At 48.6% G+C, this 24,312-nt stretch carries 22 protein-coding genes; 18 read left to right on the forward strand and 4 right to left on the reverse strand.

Annotated elements, in window-relative coordinates:
- Positions 1-16: 16 nt before the first annotated feature.
- From ABC831_RS08040 to ABC831_RS08075, 8 genes are all read left to right on the forward strand, one after another.
- Complete coding sequence (locus tag ABC831_RS08040) at positions 17-859, forward strand: carbohydrate ABC transporter permease (protein ID WP_343247697.1); 843 nt, start codon at positions 17-19, stop codon at positions 857-859.
- 9 nt (positions 860-868) lie between these two features.
- Positions 869-1,885, forward strand: a complete 1,017-nt coding sequence (locus tag ABC831_RS08045; protein ID WP_343247698.1) for a LacI family DNA-binding transcriptional regulator — start codon at positions 869-871, stop codon at positions 1,883-1,885.
- A gap of 167 nt (positions 1,886-2,052) precedes the next feature.
- The gene (locus ABC831_RS08050) at positions 2,053-3,633 is read left to right on the forward strand and encodes a GH35 family beta-galactosidase (protein WP_343247699.1); all 1,581 of its coding nucleotides are present in this window, start codon (positions 2,053-2,055) and stop codon (positions 3,631-3,633) included.
- Between the two features lie 343 nt (positions 3,634-3,976).
- Positions 3,977-5,239, forward strand: a complete 1,263-nt coding sequence (locus ABC831_RS08055; RefSeq protein WP_343247700.1) for an NEW3 domain-containing protein — start codon at positions 3,977-3,979, stop codon at positions 5,237-5,239.
- Between the two features lie 2 nt (positions 5,240-5,241).
- Complete coding sequence (locus ABC831_RS08060) at positions 5,242-6,258, forward strand: ATP-binding cassette domain-containing protein (RefSeq protein WP_343247701.1); 1,017 nt, start codon at positions 5,242-5,244, stop codon at positions 6,256-6,258.
- Positions 6,248-7,231, forward strand: coding sequence for an ABC transporter permease (locus ABC831_RS08065; protein WP_343247702.1), 984 nt, complete (start codon positions 6,248-6,250; stop codon positions 7,229-7,231). The genes ABC831_RS08060 and ABC831_RS08065 overlap by 11 nt, the downstream gene beginning before the upstream one ends.
- A gap of 324 nt (positions 7,232-7,555) precedes the next feature.
- On the forward strand, positions 7,556-8,560 hold the full coding sequence (locus ABC831_RS08070; protein WP_343247703.1) for an MBL fold metallo-hydrolase: 1,005 nt from the start codon (positions 7,556-7,558) through the stop codon (positions 8,558-8,560).
- 10 nt (positions 8,561-8,570) lie between these two features.
- Positions 8,571-9,941 carry an MATE family efflux transporter gene (locus ABC831_RS08075; RefSeq protein ID WP_343247704.1) on the forward strand — a complete coding sequence of 457 codons (1,371 nt, stop codon included), beginning with the start codon at positions 8,571-8,573 and terminating at the stop codon, positions 9,939-9,941.
- 148 nt (positions 9,942-10,089) lie between these two features.
- Here the strand turns inward: ABC831_RS08075 and ABC831_RS08080 are convergent, their stop codons facing one another.
- Positions 10,090-10,869, reverse strand: a complete 780-nt coding sequence (locus tag ABC831_RS08080) for a GntR family transcriptional regulator (protein ID WP_343247705.1) — start codon at positions 10,867-10,869, stop codon at positions 10,090-10,092.
- Between the two features lie 790 nt (positions 10,870-11,659).
- Between ABC831_RS08080 and ABC831_RS08085 the strand changes: the two genes are divergently transcribed.
- The 10 genes from ABC831_RS08085 (at position 11,660) to ABC831_RS08130 (ending at position 21,980) form a co-directional block, all read left to right on the forward strand.
- Positions 11,660-13,258 carry an ABC transporter substrate-binding protein gene (locus ABC831_RS08085; RefSeq protein WP_343247706.1) on the forward strand — a complete coding sequence of 533 codons (1,599 nt, stop codon included), beginning with the start codon at positions 11,660-11,662 and terminating at the stop codon, positions 13,256-13,258.
- A gap of 61 nt (positions 13,259-13,319) precedes the next feature.
- On the forward strand, positions 13,320-14,240 hold the full coding sequence (locus ABC831_RS08090) for an ABC transporter permease (RefSeq protein WP_158348684.1): 921 nt from the start codon (positions 13,320-13,322) through the stop codon (positions 14,238-14,240).
- 19 nt (positions 14,241-14,259) lie between these two features.
- The gene (locus ABC831_RS08095) at positions 14,260-15,114 is read left to right on the forward strand and encodes an ABC transporter permease (RefSeq protein WP_343247707.1); all 855 of its coding nucleotides are present in this window, start codon (positions 14,260-14,262) and stop codon (positions 15,112-15,114) included.
- A 38-nt stretch (positions 15,115-15,152) separates the two neighbouring features.
- Entirely contained in the window at positions 15,153-16,121 is a 969-nt protein-coding gene (locus ABC831_RS08100) for an ABC transporter ATP-binding protein (protein ID WP_343247708.1), read from the forward strand.
- The gene (locus ABC831_RS08105; protein WP_343247709.1) at positions 16,118-17,161 is read left to right on the forward strand and encodes an ABC transporter ATP-binding protein; all 1,044 of its coding nucleotides are present in this window, start codon (positions 16,118-16,120) and stop codon (positions 17,159-17,161) included. The genes ABC831_RS08100 and ABC831_RS08105 overlap by 4 nt, the downstream gene beginning before the upstream one ends.
- A gap of 80 nt (positions 17,162-17,241) precedes the next feature.
- Entirely contained in the window at positions 17,242-19,032 is a 1,791-nt protein-coding gene (locus tag ABC831_RS08110; protein ID WP_343247710.1) for a hypothetical protein, read from the forward strand.
- 73 nt (positions 19,033-19,105) lie between these two features.
- Positions 19,106-19,735 carry a hypothetical protein gene (locus ABC831_RS08115; protein ID WP_343247711.1) on the forward strand — a complete coding sequence of 210 codons (630 nt, stop codon included), beginning with the start codon at positions 19,106-19,108 and terminating at the stop codon, positions 19,733-19,735.
- A gap of 36 nt (positions 19,736-19,771) precedes the next feature.
- A complete protein-coding gene (locus ABC831_RS08120; protein ID WP_343247712.1) occupies positions 19,772-20,305 on the forward strand; it encodes a hypothetical protein in 534 nt (177 codons plus the stop codon).
- 138 nt (positions 20,306-20,443) lie between these two features.
- A complete protein-coding gene (locus ABC831_RS08125) occupies positions 20,444-21,661 on the forward strand; it encodes an MFS transporter (protein WP_343247713.1) in 1,218 nt (405 codons plus the stop codon).
- Positions 21,654-21,980, forward strand: a complete 327-nt coding sequence (locus tag ABC831_RS08130; protein ID WP_343247714.1) for a hypothetical protein — start codon at positions 21,654-21,656, stop codon at positions 21,978-21,980. The genes ABC831_RS08125 and ABC831_RS08130 overlap by 8 nt, the downstream gene beginning before the upstream one ends.
- Before the next feature lie 20 nt (positions 21,981-22,000).
- Here the strand turns inward: ABC831_RS08130 and ABC831_RS08135 are convergent, their stop codons facing one another.
- The 3 genes from ABC831_RS08135 to ABC831_RS08145 are packed head-to-tail and all read right to left on the reverse strand — an operon-like array spanning position 22,001 to position 23,998.
- Positions 22,001-22,540 carry a hypothetical protein gene (locus ABC831_RS08135; RefSeq protein WP_343247715.1) on the reverse strand — a complete coding sequence of 180 codons (540 nt, stop codon included), beginning with the start codon at positions 22,538-22,540 and terminating at the stop codon, positions 22,001-22,003.
- A complete protein-coding gene (locus ABC831_RS08140; protein ID WP_343247716.1) occupies positions 22,531-23,160 on the reverse strand; it encodes a J domain-containing protein in 630 nt (209 codons plus the stop codon). Before ABC831_RS08140 ends, ABC831_RS08135 begins: the two co-directional genes overlap by 10 nt.
- Positions 23,141-23,998 (reverse strand): DUF5685 family protein, encoded by an 858-nt coding sequence (locus tag ABC831_RS08145; protein ID WP_343247717.1) that lies wholly within the window; start codon positions 23,996-23,998, stop codon positions 23,141-23,143. The genes ABC831_RS08140 and ABC831_RS08145 overlap by 20 nt, the downstream gene beginning before the upstream one ends.
- Positions 23,999-24,312: the final 314 nt, after the last annotated feature.

Consider the following 24,312-nt stretch of genomic DNA (forward strand, 5'->3'; position numbering starts at 1 on the left):
GGGGAGTCAGGTATTTATGTTAAAAAAGAGTAGATTTGTAGCCTGGGTTATCGTATGTATCATATTGGGCACGATATTTTTACTGCCTTTCATCTGGATGTTGTCTACCTCTTTAATGAGTACGGAGCAGATAGTTAAATATCCGCCGGAATTAATTCCGTCACCGGTCACGCTTCGGTCTTTTGAATATATTTTTAAAAACAGTGATTTTTTTACATATTTTAAAAATAGTAGTATAATAACTTTGTTAAATATTTTCGGCACCTTAATCAGTACGACGCTGGTCGCTTACGGGTTTGCAAAATATGATGCCCGTCTGAAGGGCTTTTGGTTTGCGCTGTTGATGTCCACCATGATGGTGCCGTATTTTGTAACGATCATACCTTTATATAATATTTATGTGAAATTTAAAATGATCAATACTTTTGTACCGCTGATCTTACCGAACATGCTGGCGGGAAGCGCTTTTAGTATCTTTTTGTTACATCAGTTCTTTAAAACATTTCCGAAAGAAATAGAGGAGGCTTCCAGGATCGATGGATGTAGCGAATTAAAGATTTTGTTCAAAATAGTGATTCCGAATTCAAAAGCAGTATTATTTGTGGTCGCAATTTTTATGTTTGTATGGACGTGGAACGATTACTTTGGACCTGTCATATTTTTAAATGACCAATCTAAATATACATTGGCCGTGGGGTTGGTATTTTTAAATTCATCCATCAGCGGATACAAAGATGCCCTTGATCAAGGTCCGGTAATGGCAATGTCATTGCTTACGGTATTGCCGATTATTATACTATACGTATGTTTCCAAAAATATTTTATTAAAGGTATAGTGAACAGTGGATTGAAAGGATAAGATAGTTTAATGAGTGAGAAGATAACAATTGTTGAAATAGCGAAGCTGGCGAATGTTTCAACAGCTACGGTGTCCAGAATCATCAATAATACGGGAAAAGTGAATGATGACAAACGGAAAAAAGTCTTGGATTTGATTGAAAAATATGATTATAAACCTAATCTGATTGCAAAAGCATTGCAGTCCAGTAAATCAAATACAGTAGGCTTTATTGTTCCGCACATTAACAGTCCCTATTATGCTCAACTATTTTACGAGACAGAGCTTATCGCTCAAAAGCAGGGCTTTACACTGATGTTATGTAATTCAGAATCAGATAAACGCCTGGAGAGCAATATTCTCGATGCATTTATATCCGCGAATGTCCGCGCGATTGTATTTATGGGCGGACGTCTTGACGATGTGGAGAGCAGGAAAAAATATCTTTGTGAAATAGAAGAGGTGAATAAAAAGATACCGGTTATCTCATGTGTTGATGTGCCGAATTTAGGCTGCATACAAATATATCAGGAGCAGAAAAAAAGCAGTAATCAACTATTAGAACACTTATCCGGCTTAGGATACAGGGATGTTGCGTTATTGGGCGGATATTCCAACGTCAGAACTACAATAAAGAGACGGGAAGAGATCATAGATAATGCTGAGAAGTATGGAGTAACCATACGCAGGGAAATAATCGAAAGTGATTACTCGGTAGAAGGCGGGAATATCGCGATGCAGGAAATGCTGAAATGCGATAAATTACCGCAGGCTATCATATGCATCAATGATCTGGTTGCAACAGGGGTGCTGAGCGAGGCATACAAAAATAATATGAGTATTCCCAAAGATATCGCGATTGTGGGATACGATAATCTCGATATATCACAGTTTATTTATCCGGGAATTACCACAATAGCATGTAATTATAAGGAATATTCCAAGGCGATCGTGGATGCAATACAGAATGTGGATACGATGGATAACAATACGAAAATTGCAGTTCAAACAGACTTGATTGTCAGAGGTACAACACAATATAATTAGAAATGCGTAGAACGCATACCTGAATTAAGCCGCAGTAATATGCGGCATTGGAGGAAATGCGTAGAACGCATACCTGAATCAAGCCGCAGTAAATGCGGCACTGGAGGAAATGCGTAGAACGCATACCTGAATCAAGCCGCAGTAATATGCGGCACTGGAGGAAAAGTATGGAAAATTTGCCCAGAATTGATAGAAGGAACGGCGGTTTTTCTTTTCTGATAGGCGGCAGGCCTTATATCATGTTAGCGGCTGAGGTACATAACTCAGCATGTACCTCACGTACCTATATGCAGCAGGTGTGGAGAAAGGTAAGGGAATTAAATTGTAATACGGTTTTGGCTCCGGTATACTGGGAGTTCATTGAGCCACAGGAAAACCATTTTGATTTTAATCTGGTTGAACAATTAATATCAGACGCAAGACGACATAATATGAAATTAGTTTTACTATGGTTTGGAAGTTGGAAAAATGGACTTTCGACTTATGCCCCAAACTGGGTTAAGACGGATTTGACAAGATTTCCGAGAACAGAAGATGAACATGGAGTGAAAACGAAGATTCTTAGCATGTTCCAAAGTCACCTGTTAACGGCAGAACTTAATTCCTTTTCAAATTTTATAAAATATGTAAAGCAGTTCGATGCTGATGAACAGACCGTTATAGCGGTACAAGTTGAAAACGAAGTAGGCATTTTAGGTTCAGCAAGAGATTATTCATCCGGCGCGAATAAAGAATTTAGTAAAAATGTTCCGGATGAGCTACTGGAATATTTAAAGAACGTGGGAGATAATGGTTTCATCAACGGAATGTATGATTATGAAGATGCTTCGGACCGGTCATGGAGCAATGTTTTTCAAAAATATGCGGATGAAGCATTTATGTGCTGGCACTACGGATTACATATAAATAAACTGGCAAAATCCGGTAAAGAGTGCTATGCGCTGCCAATGTATACAAATGCCTGGCTGAAAGAATCTGAGGATGAAAGGCCAGGTTTTTATCCGAGCGGCGGACCGCTGCCAAAGATGCTGGATGTTTGGAAGTGCGCCGCCCCTGATTTAGATGTATTGGCTCCTGATATTTATACATTTCAATTTGTAAAAGCCGCAGATTTATATAAAAGAAGCGATAACCCCTTATTTATACCGGAAACCCGCAGGGATAAATGGGCGGCTGCTCATTTGTATACGGCCGTAGGTACCTATCATGCGTTATGCTATGCACCGTTTGGAGCGGAAAGTATTGGTGAGGATAAGTCATTTATCACGCAGATCATACATACAAATTCGGAAGATAAAAATGTATCCAGTGAAACAGTAAAGGAATTTCTGACACAAAGTTATAAATTGTTCGGAAATATGATGCCGGTTATTACAAAATGCTATGGAACAGATAAAATGATAGGATTTAACCAGGATTGCGGCCATATGACGAAACATCTGAGACTGGGCAAATATCAGATAGCCATAGAATTTTATCATCCGGTCCAAGATGATAACGGATATATCCCGGGAGCCGGAATAGTAATACAAAACAGCGAAAATGAATTAATCTTTGCAGGTTTTGGATACAGGGCTTATCCGGAAACGATAAATGCCGGTAAGCAGTTAGATTTTTTATCATTGGAAAAAGGTACGTATGATGAAAATGGCAATTGGATTAGATCTATGTATTTGAACGGGGATGAACAATATATACGGATGGAGGAAGAACCGGCAATATTAAAGGCTTTGTATTATGAATTTTAAAATTGTACTTTCTGAGGGGCTGTAAAATAAGGCCAAAATAGGGAAACGACAGTTCCGGCAAAATGCCGGTTTTGTCGTTTCCCCATTTTAATATATATAATATTTCTATGCCTTTTGTTTTGGAGTGTTGAGGGAAGAGGTCTTAATAAATCACCAACAGATTTTATATTTGAACACAAAATTTTGACAAATTAAACATAAAATGATCATAAAAAATTTGTAAAATATTGGTATCAGCTGAGGCCAACGAGATTACATAAAACGGGTAAAGCCCATATAGGTAACTGGAAACAAAAAGGAGACAGGTTCGAACCGAAAGTATCATGGATGGAGAGGAAAAGACATGTTAGAAGAATTCGGTAATCCACGTGAAAAAATATGCCCGACCGGGCATCCCTGCGCCCATGCCCAAAAGATGAATGTCCGGCAGCCGGCGTTTGAAAAGGTTTGGCTTTTTATTCTGCTCACCATGGCAGTGACTGTATTTTTGCTTGCCTCGCCTATGAAGGCCTGGGCAGCAGGCGGACTGGAGATGAGCACCAGCTACCCGGGGATCACTGCGAAACCGGGAGAAAACTTAAGTTTTTCCGTAGTGCTTGAGAATACCCTGGGTTCCCCTCTGAATGCGGATCTGAGTGTGACTTCCATCCCGGACGGATGGGAGGGATATTTTAACGGCGGAGGCAATCAGGTCAGCCGGGTTCATGTGGGCACCGGTGATGAGGGCGCCACGGTAACGTTTAACGTAAAGATACCGGATGATGTGGCGGAGGGCACGTATCCGATCAGCCTGCAGGCGGACGCAGGGGAAGGGATCGTATCCGCTATGGATCTGGTGATAAATGTAAATGAGGCGGCAGTGGGACAGAGTAGTTTTACGTCCCAGTATCCGGAACTGCAGGGATCGCCGTCGACCAGCTTCAGCTTCAATACGACTCTGGCTAATAACGGGGCCACCGATCAGTCCTACAGCCTGTCTGCGCAGGCGCCTGATGGCTGGCAGGTACAGTTTAAACCCTCCGGCGAAACGAATCAGGTAGCCAGCCTGAACGTGGAGGCAGGACAGAGCCAGGGGATCGCTATTACGGTAACTCCGGCGGCGAATGCCACAGCCGGTGACTATAAGATTTCCTGTTCCGCGGCATCAGCGGGTGAGACTCTGTCCACGGATCTGACCGTGACAATCACAGGTACCTATGATCTCAGCCTGTCCACACCCAGCGGAAGGCTCAGCCTGGATGCCTATGCAAATAAGGAAACACCGATTACCTTGTCCCTTACCAATAAAGGCAGCGCGGATCTTCAGAATGTGAGCCTGACCTCATCCGCTCCGGATGGCTGGAATGTCCGTTTTGAAACTCCGACGGTTGAGACACTGGCCGCCGGGAGCACGCAGGAGGTAACTGCCTATATTACTCCCGGCTCAGACGCCATAACTGGTGATTATGTCACTTCGATAAGCGCAGGCAGTTCTGAGACATCTGCCCAGGCCGACTTAAGAGTCTCCGTGAAGACCCATACGGTATGGGGATTCGTGGCAGTGATCATCATGATTGCCCTGGCAGGCGGCCTGGTTTATGTATTCCGTAAATATGGGAGAAGATAGCTATGGCTGATAATCATGCGATCATACAAATGAATGGTCTGACCAAAAAGTATGGCGAAAAAGCAGCGGTGAATCAATTAAACTTAAAAATCGCCCGGGGAGAAGTGTTCGGCCTGCTGGGACCAAATGGGGCAGGTAAGACGACCACTACCCTGATGCTGCTGGGGCTGACGGAGCCCAGCGGAGGCACTGCCTTTATCGACGGCAAAGACTGCACCAGGAATCCCATCGAGGTGAAACGCATCGTAGGCTATCTGCCGGATAATGTAGGCTTCTACGCGGACATGACCGGCCGGGAAAACCTGCGGTTTACGGGACGCCTGAACGGAGTTGGGGAACAGGAACTGGAAGAACGGATCGACCAGCTGCTCAAACGGGTAGGCATGACAGAAGCGGCGGATCAGAAAACGGCGACTTACTCCAAAGGGATGAAGCAGAGACTGGGAATCGCAGACGTACTGATGAAAGACCCTCAGGTGATCATACTGGATGAACCCACCAACGGCATTGATCCGGAAGGGATGCACGAACTGCTGATCCTGATACGGGAGCTGGCCGAAAAAGATAAACGTACGATTATGATATCCTCCCATCAGCTCTACCAGATTCAGCAGGTCTGTGACCGGGTTGGGATATTTGTCCAGGGTAATCTGATCGCCTGCGGGCGCATCGAAGAACTGGGGAAACAGATTCTGAAGGATGGTTACTACCGGTTGGAGATTAAGGCAGAACCTGAGGATGAACGGCTGCTGGAACTGATTCAGAGCGTGTATGGAGTGGAAGAGATCGAGAATAGTGCGGATGGACTGATCGTGCGTTCCAATCAGGATATCCGGGAACAGATCTCCAGGATAATCGTATTAAACGGCTATAAGCTGCTTCATTTACGCCAATGCGGTCAGGATCTGGATGAAATCTACAGACGCTATTTTGAGAAGGCAGGTCAAAAGAATGGAGACAATAGAAACAAAAAGAAAATTCGGAAAATTATGTCCCTGGGCCGGCAGGATGGCGAATAGAGGAAAGGACGGGGCCCATGCGGAAAGCAGGAGCAGCGGGCTTATGGTGCTCTACCGCAAAGAGATGTCGGATCACATGCACAGCAAAAGGTTCCTGATCATACTGCTGCTGATCCTGATCACGAGCCTTGCCAGTCTCTACGGCGCTTTGTCCGGCATACAGGATGCGATCAAGGACAGCAGTGATTTTATTTTCCTTAAATTATTTACAACCAGTGGAAAATCCATTCCTTCCTTCGTATCCTTTATCGCGCTGCTGGGGCCTTTCGTGGGGCTTACGCTGGGCTTCGACGCCATCAATAACGAGCGGACCAGCGGGACGCTCAACCGCCTGGTCTCCCAGCCGATCTACCGGGACGCTGTGATCAACGGAAAATTCCTGGCCGGTTATACGGTTATCGTAATTATGGTTTTCTCTATGGGAATTCTGATCGGTACTGCGGGCCTGGTCAGCACGGGAATCGCTCCCAGCGGGGAAGAACTGGTCAGGTTGTTTGTGTTCCTGATTTATACCACAGTTTATATCGCTTTTTGGCTGGCGTTAGCGATTCTGTTCTCTGTGCTGTGCAAGCATGCGGCCACGTCCGCTTTGGCAGTGATCGCGATATGGCTTTTCTTTGCTATTTTCATGAGCCTTCTGGCGGGAATTATAGCAAACGGGCTGTTCCCAACGGAGAACGCCACTTCCATGCAGACGGTTATACAAAATTATACCTGGAATCAGAATCTGAACCGGCTGTCCCCGTATTATCTCTACAGTGAAGCGGTATCCACGATCCTGAATCCCAGTGTGCGGACCGTCAGTGTCGTCACGGTCAATCAGCTGTCTGGAGCCGTGGCAGGATACCTTCCTCTGGGACAGAGCCTGCTTCTGATCTGGCCGCATCTGGTGTGGCTTCTGGCGTTGACAATGATTGTGTTCGCCATCTCTTATGTTTGCTTTATGCGGCAGGAGATCCGGTCGGGTCAGTAGAGAAGATCAATTCAAAGAATAGCATGCAAGCCTTTAAAGCTTGGATGCTATTTTTTGATGCCGGAAATGGGCTTGGATACATATTTTTTTCTTGCAATTCTTAATTTCTTGTAATATAATAATGACATGACATAGTGACAAAAGAAAAAATGTACATAATGCAGGAAAAATATTCGACAGATATTCGCAGGCATTAAAATTAGCAGCCTCGAAATGCCTTGCGGACTATTTTTACATGCTACACAGAAGCGGCAAGAAACTACCCCTAAGTACTCATAGAGATCATAATTATTGAAAAATAAAAACCCAGGAGGTAAAGAAAAAATGACAGAAAGTATAGCATCAAGAAAAGTCACCAGAATCCCGCTGAGTGTAGGTGAAGCATACTTAGACGCAGCGTGGCTCAACAATCTGCGGGAAAACAACAAGACAAAGAAAATCTACGATGTGGACCCCTTCGTGGAGGTCTACCAGTTCCGTGAGAACTTCTACGGCCTGCTGACGAATCTGCTGGATGGGCATAACAATTTCGTGTGGATGTACCTGATCATAGGTCCGGAAAAAGCCATGTTAATCGACACCAGCTTCGGCCTTGGCAACTTAAAAGGCCTGGTAGATGAGATCAGCGGAGGAAAGCCGGTGATTCTTGTGAATACCCACTGCAGCTGTGACCATTCTTATGGAAACTGTCAGTTTGACAAGGCATATGGTCATGTGGACCTGGTGGATGATATGAACTGGAAGCAGGACCCGGGCATCTGGGATTATTTGTTTGATGACAACGGAAAGAGCATCTGGGTAGATTTTGACCGCAAAGATATTATACCTTTTAAGAAATATGAATTTGTAGGCGTTCCCGACGGCTACGTGTTCAACCTGGGGGAAGACTATGACGTGGAGCTGATCTGGCTTCCGGGACATCAGCCCGGACATGCAGGCTACCTGGATAAGAAGAACCGTATCCTGATCGCAGGGGATGCAATCTGCGGCAGCGGCGTGGGCTTAAGCGGCGGCAGTGATTTCTTCGCGGATGAGCATCATGCGCGTGACCGGTTCCAGGGCAGCACGATCCCTTCCGAAGATTCCCGCAGAACCGTGACGGCATACCGGGATTCCCTGGTGAGAACGGCGAAACGTATGGATGAATTTGATTATATTTTCGGAGGCCATGGAACCAACGACCTGGATAAAAATATTCTCCTGTCTATTATCGAGGCATGTGATAAGATAATCGCTGATCCGGCCTGCTACGATTATAAGAATGGGGACCGGCTTCAGAAGATGGTCAGAGGCTGGGCTTCTATCGGGTACTATGAAAACGGGATCTGATATTAAATTTATGAAAAATCAGACAGATACAAAAAAGTGGGGCCTTGATCTTACAGAGGGCCCTATTTTTAAAAGTCTGGCCGTGTTCACCATACCGATTATAGTATCGGGCCTGATTCAGCAGCTGTATTCGGTGGTGGATCTGATTATTATCGGGATGTTTTTGGGGAACGCGGGGACTGTGGGGGTTTCGGCGGGAGGTGAGGTATCTGATCTTGTGACACCGGTGGCGCTGGCTTTTTCGAGTGCAGGACAGATCTACATTGCCCAGATCACCGGGGGAAAGATGGAAGAACGAATCAGGAGCGCGGCGGGAACGCTTTTGTCTGTGATGCTTATATTGGCATGTGGTTTTATGTTGATAAGCCTGGTTTTTCATAAGCCGATTTTGACGCTGCTGAACTGCCCGGAGGATGCAATGGGGCAGGCGGCTGCCTATATGTGGATTACAGCACTTGGGATACCATTTATTTTTGGGTATAATGCAGTCTGCGGTATTCTGCGGGGGATGGGGGAGTCGAAAAGTCCGATGTATTTTATTGTTATAGCGGCTGTTGTGAATATTCTGCTGGACGTACCTTTTGTAGCAGTTTTTCATTGGGGAGCGGCCGGGACCGCGGCGGCGACGGTTATCGCGCAGCTGCTTTCTTTTCTGGCGGCTGTTTTCTTTCTGTACCGGCACGAAGATCAGCTGGGACTGGAGCTTGATGTCTCAGCTTTTCGGATTAACCGCCGGGATCTCAAGGTTCTTCTGGCTCTGGGAATCCCTCAGGCTGTTCGCTCTTCCCTGGTACGGGTTTCCATGTTCTGGGTGAACAGGAATGTGAATGCTTATGGGGTTGTGGTGTCGGCAGCCAACAGCATCGGCAACAAACTTCTGAAATTTACGGATATATTTTCCGGAGCGCTTCAGCAGGCGGCGGCAGTCATCATAGGCCAGAATCTGGGGGCCGGAAAACAGGAGCGGGTTAAGAAGTTTGTATGGTGTACGTTTACCTCAGCATTTGGGATCGCCGCGCTGATATCCGCCGTGTTTATACTGTTACCAAAACCGATCTTCGGGATTTTTACCGGGGACAGGGAAGTGCTGGAGCTGGGTGCTGTATATTTGCGGATTATGGCAGCTCATGTTTTGTGGTCGGCGGCGATTGCCGCGTTTCAGGCGGTGGTGGTAGGAAGCGGTTTTGCTTCCCTTAATTTTATGATTGGTATATTGGACGGAGTGTTATGTAAAGTGGGGTTAAGTGTTTTGTTTGTCTATGGAATGGGACTGGGCGCTGTTGGCTTTTTTGCGGGAACCGCCTGGTCACGCGCACTGCCTACGGTTATATGTTTTCTGTATTTTTGCGGAGGACGCTGGGCACAGAGGAAGCTGTTGTGACGGAAATGGCTTGAGCCTGGTTTTTTGATGGGAGGAAAGAAAGGACTGTTCATAATGGAAAAAGGCTGTCGTGCCAGCTGAAATGTGCTGGTCGGCAGCCTTTTGGCTCAGAATGGAATAATCTTCTATAAAGGATGCGGACAGTCAGTTACGAATGTTCCGCTGAATTCTGATCCAGTATAATTTCAAAATGCAGACGGCTCTGGTCCCCGCGGCAGTAAGCGTTGGAATACTCGACCACTTCCCCGCGGCTGTTGTAGCCGATATTGGTAAAGAAATGAATGGGACTCCCCTGCTTCACCCCCAAAATCTCCACATCGGCCAGGTCGGCGGGGATGGCCTCGCAGGTCCGTGATATCCGGCAGACCCGGGTATCCTCATGCAGCGCCAGCACTTCATGCAGCCCTTCCTTCATGAAATCGTGCTCCAGAACATAGCTGCAGCTGCCGATGGGCAGGTATGTAATAACACGGACGATGGGTTTACCGTCGGCACAGCGTTTCCGGTAGAGGCATACGGCCCGGTCGCTGGAAGCAGCCGGATAGAATTTGGCGATATGCTGCGGCATCTGCACCACGCTTAAACTGATCACTTCGGTGCTGGGAACCCGGCCGCTGCGTATGATTTCTTCATTGTTGGGAGCATTGAAGGATTGGGCGCGCCGGACATAATCCTGATCAATTTTGGGTTTTGACACAAAGGTTCCCTTACTTTTAATACGGTATAATTTACCTTCCTGTACCAGTTCGGTAATAGCCTGGCGCACTGTGGTGCGGCTGATACCGAACATCTCGATCAGTTCATTTTCGGTGGGAATCATGCTGCCGACCGGAAAGGTCCCTGCTTCCATTTCTTCCAATATCATCTTCTTTAACTGGAAATAAAGTGGGACGGGAATCGATTTGTCCAGCTGTTTATCCTTTAGCATATCCAATCACTCCTGATTTAATATCGTTATTTACGATTAATATTATTATAGCGGACCGGAATAGGGTTCGCAAGTTTTTAGTTACGGGTGTGTTATGAGTATGAGTGATATGTTCTGCACATAGTAGCTCCACTATGTAAAGAACGATTTACCATTTACTATAAGGTCTTATCATACTTTGATATAATGTAATAACAAAAGACCTTAAAGTTATTTTATCACAGTTGATTTTAATGTCAAGTTTTAATATAGAAAAGCTTGAAATTCAAGTTACCATTCACCGCCATTGGGAGGGGACTGGCATCTTTCGGCAGTAAAGCCAACTTTTACAGCAGCTGCGCGGAGAAAAGGGCCTGTCCCCGGATGCCGGTCTGTTCGAGGAAAATAAGCGCCTTCTTCCCCGGATGCCTAACGATACCGGCTAACATCCGGGGACAGGCCCCTTTCTCCCCGCAGCTGCTGTAAAAGTTTTAAACATTTAGCTCTTTTGCATAAAAAGCCAAGGCCGGTTTTGTAGAAAACAGCAAAACGGATAAAAGGCATTGCATTTCCAAAAACCATATGATACAATGTCATTACATAAGAATAAAGCGATATAAATAAAGCGTTATAGGAAAGGCGTTACGATAAAAAAATCGTAACAGGTTAAGACAAAAACGCTTGTAAGGAAAGAAGAGGGAACATACTCCGGCAGGTTATACGTTAGCCGGCAGTCCCCTTGGAAATATAAGGTTCTATGAAACAAGTGCCCTGTATGGCACAATTAAATAAAAATGGGAGGTACCTTATAATGAAAATGAAACGAGTATCAAAACTGTTCACCTGCGTGCTTTCGGCAGCAATGATCCTGTCAATGTCCGCCTGCGGCAGCCCGGACAACCCTGCGAAACCGGCAGAGGGGGACCAGGCCGCGTCCGCCTCATCCAAAACCGTGGACACTTCGGGCAAAGTAACCCTGACCATAGGGAGCAATGCGGACCAGGTCAGTACCCTGGACCGTTTCGTCAATGTCGGCTATGGCTGTGATGACCTGGACTACCTGATCTTCGATCCCCTGGTAAATTCGGACCACATGGGGACCTACTCCCCCGGTCTGGCCACAGAATGGACCCAGGCTGATGACTATCTCTCCTATACCTTTACCCTGAGAGAAGGGGTAAAATTCGCGGACGGCAGTGACTTCACATCCGCAGATGTGGCAGCTACCTTTGAACGGATCCGGGATGACAAAACCCTGACGGACACCGGCGCCTGGGGGGATCTGGAATCAGTGGAAACCCCGGATGAGAAGACGGCAATCATCCATCTGGCGAATCCGATGCCTACTTTCTACGATGAATTGTATCGTGTGCCGATTATCTGTAAAGCAGCACTGGAAGCAGATCCGGAAGGATATTTCCTGGCGCCCGTCGGAACAGGAGCCTTTACCCTGGACAGCTTCGACCAGCTGACCGGACAGTGCATTATGAGCCGCAATGACAGCTGGTGGGGCTGGGATGAGATCGATAATACCAAAACCAATGTGGATATCATCGATTATCAGTTCATCGGCGAGGATACCACCCGGGCATCCGCACTGCGTTCCGGCGATATGGACATCGTATTACAGTTGAGCGCGGATTATAAGAAAGACCTGGAAGCGGAAGGATTCCCGATGCTGGAAGTGGCTTCCGACACCCACATACATATCGAGTATAACTGCGGGGAGAACTCTGCGTTTAACAATAAGGACTTAAGAATCGCACTGTCTGAAGCCATTGACCGTGAAGCGATCGTAACCAGCGTCATCGGAAACGGAAACGCGGCGACCTGGCCCTGTCCGGAAGGAAATGTAGGTTATAAAGCAGACGCGGAGGGTTACAAATATGATCCGGAACATGCGAAATCATTGGTAGAGGCTTCCGGTTATGACGGATCTGAGATCTCTATGGTGTATACCAGCTCCAGCTTTATCCGTGCGGATGAAGTGGCTCAGGCAGTACAGTCCATGGCGGCGGAAGTTGGCCTGAATGTGAAGCTGGAACCCCTGGAGCAGGCTGCTTTCACAGACCGCCGTTCCTCCGGAACCTTTGATATCATCCTCGGCGCGTTCGCTTCCACGGCCGGAGACACCCAGACGGAAGTCGCGGTTATCATTGGCTTTGATGTATTCGGTTCCCAGTATGTGAATCAGGAAATGTCCGATCTGTGCGCCCAGGTACGGACCTGCGGTGACAAAGAAGAGCGTACGAAACTGATAGAGCAGGTATTCCAGATCGAAATGGATGAGATGGCGCCGTTCTCCTACCTGTACTCCCCTTCCTATCTGTGCGCCAGCGCCAGTAACGTATCGAACTACAACGTCTTTGCGGATGGTTCCGGTGAATATCGTTTCGTTCAGATGAAATAACGGGAAGATTCCCTGATTATTTCTCAATGACTGTGAATCGAAAGTTATAGGAGGATTCCAAGTGTTAAAGAAAATTCTACGCCGGCTGGCGCTTACCCTGATCGTTCTTGTCGGTGTTACGATAATCGCATTCGCACTGGTACGGCTCGCCCCGGGCGACCCGGCCGTGCAGATGCTCCCGGCCACGGCGACACAGGAACAGATCGATAATATGCGTACCCGTATGGGATTGGATCAATCCTATGTGGTCCAGTACTTCATGTACATAGGAAATCTTCTGAAGGGTGATCTGGGATATTCCTTCCACTTCAATATGGACTGTGGTCCCCTGATCCTCTCCAGGCTGGTTAATACTGCCAAAATTACGGTGATCGGTGTCATCATCGCGCTGATCATCTCGATTCCGCTGGGGCTGGTGGCCGGAATCAAGAGAGGTTCCGCGCTGGATACCTGCGCCACTGCCTTCGCGCTCTGCGGTCAGGCCATGTCTCCGGTATGGCTCTGCCTGCTGATGATCCTGATCTTCAGTGTGGGCTTAAAGTGGCTGCCCACCCAGGGCGTGGGCAGCTGGAAGAATATGGTGATGCCTTCCCTGTGTGTGGGATTCGCGTTCTGCTCCCTGGTTACGAGAATGCTTCGTTCCAGCATGATCGACGTACTCCAGGAAGAGTACATAACCGCCACCCGTGCCCGCGGAGTCAGCAAATTTCAGGTCTATGTCAAATACGCGTTTAAAAATGCGATCCTTCCGATCGTTACCATATCGGGCGCGCAGCTGGGCATCCTGCTCTGCGGCTCCATGGTAATCGAACAGATCTTTAACTGGCCGGGTCTTGGCCAGTTGACGGTTACCGCGATTTCCTCCCGTGATTTCCAGCTGGTGCAGTCGATCCTGCTGATTGTGGCTGTGATCATGGTAGTCTGTAACCTGATCGTCGACATTTTGTATACGTTCATTGATAAACGTATTTCCTTTAACTGACAGGGGGGGAGAAAAGAACATGAATCGAAAAGATTTTACGCGCCGGATGTGGAAAAGCAAGCTGTTTTTGATCGGGCTTGCCGGCATCCTGGTAATCGCTGCGGTCTGCTTTTTATCGCCCCTCTTCGTCCAGTTCGATCCTCTGAAAGCTGAGCTTTCGAACCGGCTGGCGGCTCCGGAAGGGATCTTCGGCGGACTGTCCAGACATATCTTCGGCTGTGACCCTATGGGGCGGGACGTATTGACACGTCTGCTGCTGGGAGGCAGGACTTCGCTGCTGATCGCATTCAGCGTGGTACTGATCACCACCATACTCGGCCTGATCATCGGCCTGCTGGCCGGATACTACGGCGGCATCGCGGATCTGGTCCTGATGAGAATCTGTGATATCATGATGGCGCTGCCGACCCTGCTGCTGGCGATCTGCGTGGTGGCTGTCATGGGTTCCAGCATCACGAATCTGGTCGTCGTGCTGTCCATCACCGGCTGGATCATGGTGGCGAGAGTGGTGCGGAGCACGGTTATGAGTATCCGTGACTGTGAGTATGTAAAAGCTGCCCGGGTACTGGGTATTCCGAATTCTCAAATTATTCTGAAAGAAGTATTGCCTAACGTGATATCTCCTGTCATCATCACCGCCACACAGGCATTCGGCGGCATGATCCTGACGGAAGCCAGCATGAGCTATCTGGGTCTCGGTGTTCCGGCCCCGTCCCCTTCCTGGGGAGCCATGATTTCCGATGGACGGGAATACATCGCCACGGCCCCGTGGGTCGTCATCGTACCCGGTATTGCGCTGATGCTGACCGTACTGGCGTTTAACTTCCTGGGAGACGGTTTGAATGATATTCTTAATCCGAAGAACAAGGATTAAGGGGCTGATGATTCCACTATAGAAAGCGAGTTTAAGATATGGAAGAAATATTAAAAATTTCAAAATTAAGCGTGGAATATCGTTCCGGTGATACGGTGGCCAAAGCAGTGAATGGATTAAACATGACGCTCTATAAAGGGCAGGCCATGGGTCTGGTCGGGGAGAGCGGCGCCGGTAAGACGACCACGGCGCTGTCCGTCATGGGACTTCTGCCCGATAAGATCGGTTATGTCACCCACGGAGACATCGAATACAAGGGACAGTCCCTGCTGAAAATGAAGGAAAAAGAGCTGAATACAATCCGGGGCGGAAAAATTTCCATGGTATTTGCCAACCCGCTGTCCTCCCTGAATCCTGTGTTCACGGTGGGGCATCAGATCACAATGGTATTGCGACAGCACAGGCACATGACGGAAAAGGAGGCCCATGCGCAAGCCGCGAAATTCCTGCAGATGGTGGGAATACCGGAATATCGTATGGACGACTATCCGCATCAGTTCTCAGGCGGGATGCGTCAGAGGGTGGGGATCGCGGCAGCACTGGTCTGTTCACCCGAGATCCTGATCGCTGATGAGCCGACCACCGCATTAGACGTAACGATTCAGGCGCAGATCCTGGAGCTTATGAAGGATCTGCAGAAGACCATGGACAGTTCCCTTCTGATGATCACCCACAATCTGGGAATCATCGCGGAATTGTGCCAGACCGTAGCGATCATGTACGGCGGCGAGATCGTGGAATACGGTTCGGTCAGGGAAGTATTTGAGCATCCCATGCACTGGTATACGATCGGTCTGCTAAACGCCGTACCCAAGCTGACCGGCAAACGGGAACGCCTGGCTTCGATCCCGGGCAATGTGGCCAACGCGCAGATGCTGCCGGGGGGCTGCAAATTCCATCCCCGCTGCAAACAGTGTTCAAAAGTTTGTGAGACAAAGCAGCCGGAAATGATTTGTGTCAATGAAAATCATTATGTGCAGTGCTGGGAACATGGAGGCAACCTATGACCGAGAGAAATAAAGGAAATAATACGAAAGCCGGGACATCCGGACACAGTACACAGAAACCGCTGCTGCGGGTGGAGCATTTAAAAGAATATTTCAAAATTCCCAGTAAGGGCTATCTTCATGCAGTCGATGATATCACCATGGATATCATGCCCAACGAAACCCTCGGTCTGGTGGGGGAGAGCGGCTGTGGAAAAAGCACGGTCGGCAATGTGCTAATGCGGTTATTAAAGCCCACCGGCGGAAAGATTTTCTTCGAAGACAAAGACGTGACGAAACCATCGAAAAAGGAAAACCTGGAGCTCACGAAAAAGACGCAGATGGTCTTTCAGGACCCCTATTCATCCCTGAACCCCAGAAAACCCATCCGCAGTATCCTATCGGAGCCCTTTAAGATTAATAAAACCGCTGAAGGCAGAGAGCTGGACGAAAAGGTGCAAAAGCTGGCCGAACGTGTGGGACTGGAACCTTACGTACTGGATCAGTATCCCCATGAGCTGGACGGCGGGAAGCGCCAGATGGTGGGAATCGCCAGGGCGCTGGCCATGCAGCCGAAATTCATCGTCTGCGATGAACCGGTGTCTGCTCTGGATGTATCGGTGCAGGCGACGATTATCAACCTGCTGATCGATATGCAGAAAGAGATGGGGCTTTCCTATCTGTTCATTTCCCATGACCTGAGTGTGGTGCGGCATATCTCGGACCGTGTGGCGGTCATGTATCTGGGTCAGATCGTGGAAATCGCGCCCACCGACACGATTTTCTCAAATACCCTTCATCCTTATTCCATCGCGCTGCTGTCGGCCGTGCCGAAGATAGATTTTGAAGAGCAGGAGAAGAGGATCGTTCTGACCGGGGATGTACCAAGCCCTATGAATCCGAAGCCCGGATGCCGTTTCGCCCCCCGCTGTTGGATGGCCTGCGAGGAGTGTAAGAATAAGGAGCAGGAACTGACCGAAGTTGAGCCGGGACATTTTGTGGCGTGCGGCCGCTGGAAGGAATCCAGGGAGATGGAACTTAAACTGGAACGGGAGAATTAAATATTCCCATACCGGATTCGTGCGGGAAGATGTTCCCCCATACCTGAATGTGCTTAAAAGATGCACAATTGGAGGAAAGTATGAACCGATTTTGTAAATATGAAAATATTGACCTGTGGGATGAAGCGAAATGGCAGATAAAAACCAGTCCGATCTATGAGCTGGTGCGCTGGATCACAAACCAGGAGAATCCCTGCGTTCCCAATCGGGCGGAGGCCATCGATGACAGCCTGTGGAGGGGATATGAGAATCCGCAGGATTACCACAGCAAGACCGGCAGCATGAATGTGCCGGCTGTGATGGAGAAATGGAAGAACCTGGGCTTTTATTATGAGGACCGCGAACTGGGGCATGTGCGCTGGATCGTGATGGCTTCGAAGGAAGCTCTTGAGAATCCGGAGGAAAAACTTCCCGCGCTGATGGTTCTGGAGAAAACAGATTATACGAATCCATACTGGGCGATGGAGATGCTGGAGCATTACCAGGCTTACAGCAGGATGGCGCTCAGGGAGCATATGATGATGCTGTATGTGGCCATGGAACAGGTGGATGAGAGTATGATGTATTCAAATATCCTCCTGGAAGCCACATCTATCTTCCCAGCGGACCCCAAGAGGCTGTACCTGGATCTCTCTTCCGTATACGGTTCCGGCTATAAACTGTCGGACATCAAAGAATTTACGCTAAAGACACCCGGGGGTAAAGCCGTAACGGATGCGGATGCCAGGGTGGAACACATTGGCTCCCTGAAGCTGCCGGCGCTGAATATAAGCGGTCTCTGGGCCAACAATAAAACCAATAACTTCTTCCAGATTACCCAGTGCGGGAACGCAGCTTATGACAAGGACCGGCTGCTCTATAGTGAGATGGGGAAAAAGCTGGCGGAGGGGATGTATTTTGAATACACATATGACCGGCTGGAGGATGCCGGACTTCAGGAATATCTGCATAAAAACGGCTTGATTTGTAAAAATCATGACAGAGCCGGCAGCCGGTGGACCTTCGCAGCTCCTGAAGCTGCAGGCAAAGACGGACGGAAGCTGCCGGTGGTATGTATTTTCCAGGAAGTCAATTATTCGAACGACCATCTGATTCCAGCCGCGCTCGGGATCTATCTGGAGTATGTGAAACTGGCCGCGTTCGGTGAGCTGTGCGTCCTGTTCTTCGCAGCGGAGCATCCCGACGACAATGATCTGCTGTGCGGGATTATAAAGGACGCCTCAAAACTATATCCGGTGGATCTGGACCGTGTCTATGTAACGGGACATTCCCACAACGGACACTTTACCAGGGAATTCGCTTACCGGCATCCCGATGTGGTGGCCGCCGCGGCGCCGCTGGGCAATTTCCCGGGCCTGCCGCGTCCGGAGGAGAGCGGGGAAGCGGTGCTGGTACCGGATGAAAAGATAGAGGCGATGAGTAAGATCGATATGCCCCTCATTAATTTCAGCGGTTACAGCGAGTGTGGCTGCATGTACCCGTTAAATCAGGCGGCGGACCATCTGCTGCCCGGGCAGGAATTCATGTGTCCGTTAAGTTTTGAAAGCCGCGCGGGAAGCTGGCAGAGGCGGTTAAAAGCCTCCGGCTGTCCGATGAAGACATTGGAGGAGATCCGGGCCACGGCGGTGAGCGAGGACTTTGTAGCGAGAAAGCTGGGTATTCCCTGTGACAAGAGCGAGGTTCTGTTTATCGATGGATTCGAACATTATATGGCGGATGTGAAAAACAGCGCAGGGAAATATCATCTGCGCATGGTAGGAATTGAGAATATGCCTCATATGCCGCTGCCATCCATGGTGGGGCTGTCCTGGTCCTTTATGCGGCGTTTTGCAAGGAACCGCAAGACACTGGAAGTCGTAGAGCTGTATTGATGGTTAAAAATCAGTGGAATTTAACCTGTTATATGAATGAAATAATAAAAGAAGTCAAGGAGGTTATAAATATATGGGTAAATATGAAAAAAACTGCATTCAAATGCTGCTGCGTGAAGACAGGCCCCGCCGTCCCGGGCGTGCAGGGACCTGGATTCTCGGACAGGAGTATCAGGGACAGGAATATTTTGAGGACGCGCCGAACATGGTGGAGATCCTGATGATCACCGGGAATTACATGATGATGAACGGCTTCCCGGAAGGATTCGAAAAGAGAACCTATAACATGGGTGACCACAAGGGAGGGCCGTTCCCGAAATACAATAAGGGCTGTGATAAGACGATGATCTTCTCCGGCACCAACATGGAGGATCTGAATGACCTGGGCGCGCATGTGGAATTCCATCTGGGTGAGGGAGAAGATGAGGTGGTATTCGAGTTTGATTCTCCCCGCGCCGTATTTATCCCTCAGAATGTGCGCTACGGCCCGATCTACATTACGGATTTCCATAAGGATGTGATGGTCACCAACGTCTATACGGTGAACAGCAAGGCAAAGGCCGACGTTGTCAACGACTTCGAGTTCATCGGGGATGACACGAAGATCAAAGCGGTGATCGGAGACGATATGGAGGCTTATAAGAAATTTTACGGCAGTGATCCTGTGGATCCCATTGGAAATTTTGAAAAACAGCTTGCGTAAGAAGTATATGTTAGTGATAAATGGAGGTACCGCACGATGAATTCAGCGGATAAATATTGTATCAAAATGACCCTGAAAACGGACCGGGAACCGATCCGGGGTAAATCCCCGGTCTATATGTTCGGCAAGGAACATCTGGATCAAGCGGCAAACTGGGTGGAGATCATGACGATTACGGATGACTTCATGATGATGGAGGGAACGTCCAAAGAGGAAGAAAAAATCGTACATATCGGTCCTGACGGCCACAAAGGCGGACCCTATCCGAAATGGATACATAATGCAGACAAAACTTTCTTTTTCTACGGCACCGACCCGGACCAGCCGGAGGATCTTGGAGCTCATGTAGAATTCCATCTGGGCGAAGGGGAGGAGGAACAGATACTGTCCTTCGACGAACCGAGAGCCGTCTTCGTTCCCAAGGGCCTGCGCCATGGTCCCGTCTATGTGAATGGATTCAGAAAAAATCTGATTATCTTCAGCGTTCTGGGGGCTCCGACCCGGGAGGAAGCCGGTATCGTGACGGACTTTGACTATGTGGCGGACGAAGAGAAATTGAGCCGGAATTAAGATAGTATTTAATGTGTTTGAACTGTTTTGAAGTATTTTCACTGACAGCCTCCGATGACTTGCAGCCTTTCCTGCTTATGAAAATGGCTGTAGTTGCCGGAGGCTGTGTATTTTGTATACGAAATTTGGAGGTAGATAATGAGGAATAAACGAATGAAACCGGCCTTCGGCGGCCGTTCCAAAATATGGAACCGGGTGTATACCTGTGTATTTCTGGCAAATGCAATGCTGTTCCTGGGGATGCAGATGGTAAATACGCTGGTTGCCAAATATGCGGATCATCTCGGCGCGACGGCCACGATTGTGGGACTGGTGTCCAGTCTGTTCGCTTTGACTGCGCTGATATTTAAGATTGTATCCGGCCCTTCCATCGATGCATTCAACCGGAAATATATTCTGATGGGGGCCATCGCCGTGATCGCGGTTTCCTTTTTTGGCTTTAGCATCTCCGACAGCGTCCCCATGCTGATCGCGTTCCGGCTGCTTCAGGGCTGCGGCCAGGCATTTACGGCTACCTGCTGTCTGGCTCTGGCGGCGGATTCCCTTCCGGCTGACAAATTCGGGATCGGGATCGGTACCTTTACGTTGGCCCAGGCGGCCTGCCAGGCTATTGGCCCCACCATCGGGCTGTCACTGGCCCAGTCCATCGGTTACCAGCCCACATTCGTGATCGCCGGATGCTGCACGATGGGCGGCGTGCTTGTCGTGTCTCTGATTAAGAATCCCACCCGGGAGAAGAAGAAATTCCAGGTGTCCGTCAAGAACATCTTTGCGAAGGAAGCGGCTTTGCCGGCCGTCTTGCTGTTCTTTTTGCAGATGACCTTTATCAATATCAATTCCTTTCTGGTGATTTTCGCAAATAACCGCGGAGTCATGAATATCGGACTGTTCTATACGGTGTACGCGGTCTCCATGCTGTTCGCCCCCACTACGGTCGGAAAGCTGGCGGACCGGTTCGGGGCTGTGAAGGCACTGATACCGGCTATGTGCCTGTTTGCCCTGTCCTTTCTGATTATCAGCTTTTCCGGCAGCCTGCCGTTATTCCTGATCGCTGCTGTGGTGTCCGCCTTCGGATACGGCGCGGCCCAGCCGGCGGTCCAGACCTTGTGTATGAAATGCGTTCCGGAGTCCAGAAGGGGTTCCGCCAGCAGCACCAGCTATATTGGACAGGATCTGGGGAACCTGGCCGGTCCGGTGCTGGCCGGGGCGATCGCTGAACGGGCGGGTTATGCAGTCATGTGGCGCACGATGATCCTCCCTGTTATCATCGCTATTGTCCTGGTCATCTTGTTCCATACGAGGATTACCGGTGTGGAAACTGAGTTTAAGGAAAGGGCTGTTTCCAGGGATGACTAGCACGCATACAACTTCCGCTGCGGAAGAAGGTATGATTGATCAGATCGGTGTTCCCATACAGAAACAAACGGTTTTGATCCGCAGGGAATTGGCTGCCTTTTTCTTTATTCCGCTGGTACTTCCCTTAATCGTAATCACGGTTCTGATCATAGGTGCGCAGAAAATGTTCGGGGACTATGTCCTGCAGGAAGGCCTGATACCGATATATGGAATAATCACTTTGCTTGTATTTGCTGTGATCTATATCAGTTATTTCGCCGCTACCTGTTCTGTGTTCAAACATACAGTTCTCAATCAAAATGGACATGTCCCAAACTGAAATGGACATGTCCCCTTTTGTTATTTATCCAGTTTTAGGTGTTTCCGTAGTTTACCCCAGACTGCAAATTGGAAATATTCATAAGCGCGGTCATATACAAATAAGATTACCTGCCCGATGACTAAAGCGATCCAGAGATAGGATGAGGTATGCTCCTGCTGGAACAGAAGACGCGGAAACAGAAACAGGATCGGAATATAGATGAGATTAAAAATAAGGTATTTCGCTGCCCAGAATAATGCTTTCCGGTTACGGGCAGCCTTTGCCTTACCTAACTGTCTCCAGACGATCTCCACCATCAGGATATAGAAACCCATAGCGGCGAAGGTTACACAGTGAAGCTTATTAGGCGCCACCATGAAGCTTAACAGGATGGAGGCCGCATAGAACGCGGCGCCTAAACCCATTCCAAATTCACGGATGACGATTCCCACAAAGAAGGAAGCGGCTCCAAGCAGAAATAAAGTGTTAAACTTCAGAATACCGCTCAGTATCATTAAAAGGACTGTAAGTGCCAGAGAAACGCCTGTAAAGGCCATCTGTCTTGCGTTTACATGCATGAACAAAGATCTCCTCCCATACATTCACAACAGCTGTCCGCGATCCATAAGTCACAGCAGCAGTTTCCGGTGGTGGGCAGGCCCCCGCCCCGGTTGCTGTAACCGCCCTGCTGGTAGCGCTGGCTGTTCCACTGCAGCTGGTTTAACAGCTGGTTATACTGAGGATTACCGGGTTCCATATTGACCGCCTGACGGGCATGGTCCACGGCTACTACGTTGTTGCCGACACCGGCGTTGGCAGCGGCGCTGCAGTAATACCATCGCGCGCTGCGGTTCTGCATTCGGGACAGCAGATTCAGGGCTTCCTGATAATGGCCGGAGTTAACAAAGTTGACTGCCGCGTTTAATTCTACATCATCCTGGGAACCGCCGTAGGTCTGCTGGCTTTGCTGTGTACCGCCGTAACTGTTATAACCGCCGTACCCGCCTTCCCGCTCTTTCATGATCTGGTCGTAGGCCTCCTGGACTTCCTTGAATTTTTCCTCCGCCAGGCCGGAGAGAGGGTTGCCTACATAGGAATCCGGATGATATTTGCGGAGCTGCTCCCGATAAGCTTTTTTAATTTCATCGTTAGAGGCGTTTCTGTTCACGCCCAGTATACTATAGGGATCTGTTATCATTGTCTTGTTCTTTTTCTTCCTTTCGCTTTTTCTGTATCTTGTTGTATTTCGCCCAGACACCGGAATAGAGAATATTACGCAGAATATCCGCATCCAGCAGACAGGGAAGTTTCTCGAATTCAGCACTGCACTCGCCCATCATCATGAGCATCATCTGATAACACCGCTCTTCATAATCTTCCTGTTCACAGATCGCCCGCAGAGGATTGTAATGATTTCCTTTCAGATCCTCCGGCAGATCTTCATAGGCGTCCATGAGATATATGAATTTACCCAGGTAGAATCCCAGTCTTCGAAGAGTGGGTTCCCAATGATCCTTGCGATAGAGGAACAGCTCTTCCATCAGCTTTCCAAAACAACCGGAAACCAGGTCGATATCAGTGGACTGCTCCGCCTCATACTGCTGAAGCTGTCTCAGAGAATTCCGGATCGCGTCACTTTGTACAGGGTACTGACGGATAATGTTCCTGACTTTCCGGTTCAGCAGGGTGGAACCGGCCAGACCGGGCAGGCTCTTATCATCCTTCCAGTCATCTTCAAAATGATAGCAGGCCAGTATGACATTCATGGCGGCCGTGTATTCGGTGATCTCATTTTGAAGCATCTCATGCTTTTGTACAGGATGAACGATGCAATGATGTTTTGATAAAGTCGTCTCGCTCTCATACAAAGAGGTCAGCAGCACAATCGCAAACGTCATATCATAAGTCAGCGTCATCTGCCCGAGAAAACCATACCTCTCTTTTAACATCCGGCAAAGGCCGCAATAATATGCTTTATATTTATAATAATCCTTCACCTTAAGTTCCGGTTTATCTATCATCACATATCCAAACATGGTATCTTCTCCGCTAAACTCCTGATATGCCCATGATTATACTACATCTTGCGGGGGATTTCCAGGGGAAGTGGAATCCTTCACATAATGTTCGCAATTTTTGTTACTAATTCACGGCCAACTTTGGTAAATGGGGATTTAGAGAGGGGACTGGCACTTTTCGGTAGGAAAGCTAAATTTTCAAGTAACTGCGTGGAGAAAAGGGCCTGTCCCCGGATGTTGACTGTAATGGTCCATCCTTCTCGGGAAGCACTCGCTTTATTTCCCCGGATAAGCCAACATCCGGGGACAGGCCCCTTTCTCCACGCAGTTAC

This window comes from Diplocloster hominis, from assembly GCF_032380655.1.
GTDB lineage: Bacteria > Bacillota > Clostridia > Lachnospirales > Lachnospiraceae > Diplocloster > Diplocloster hominis.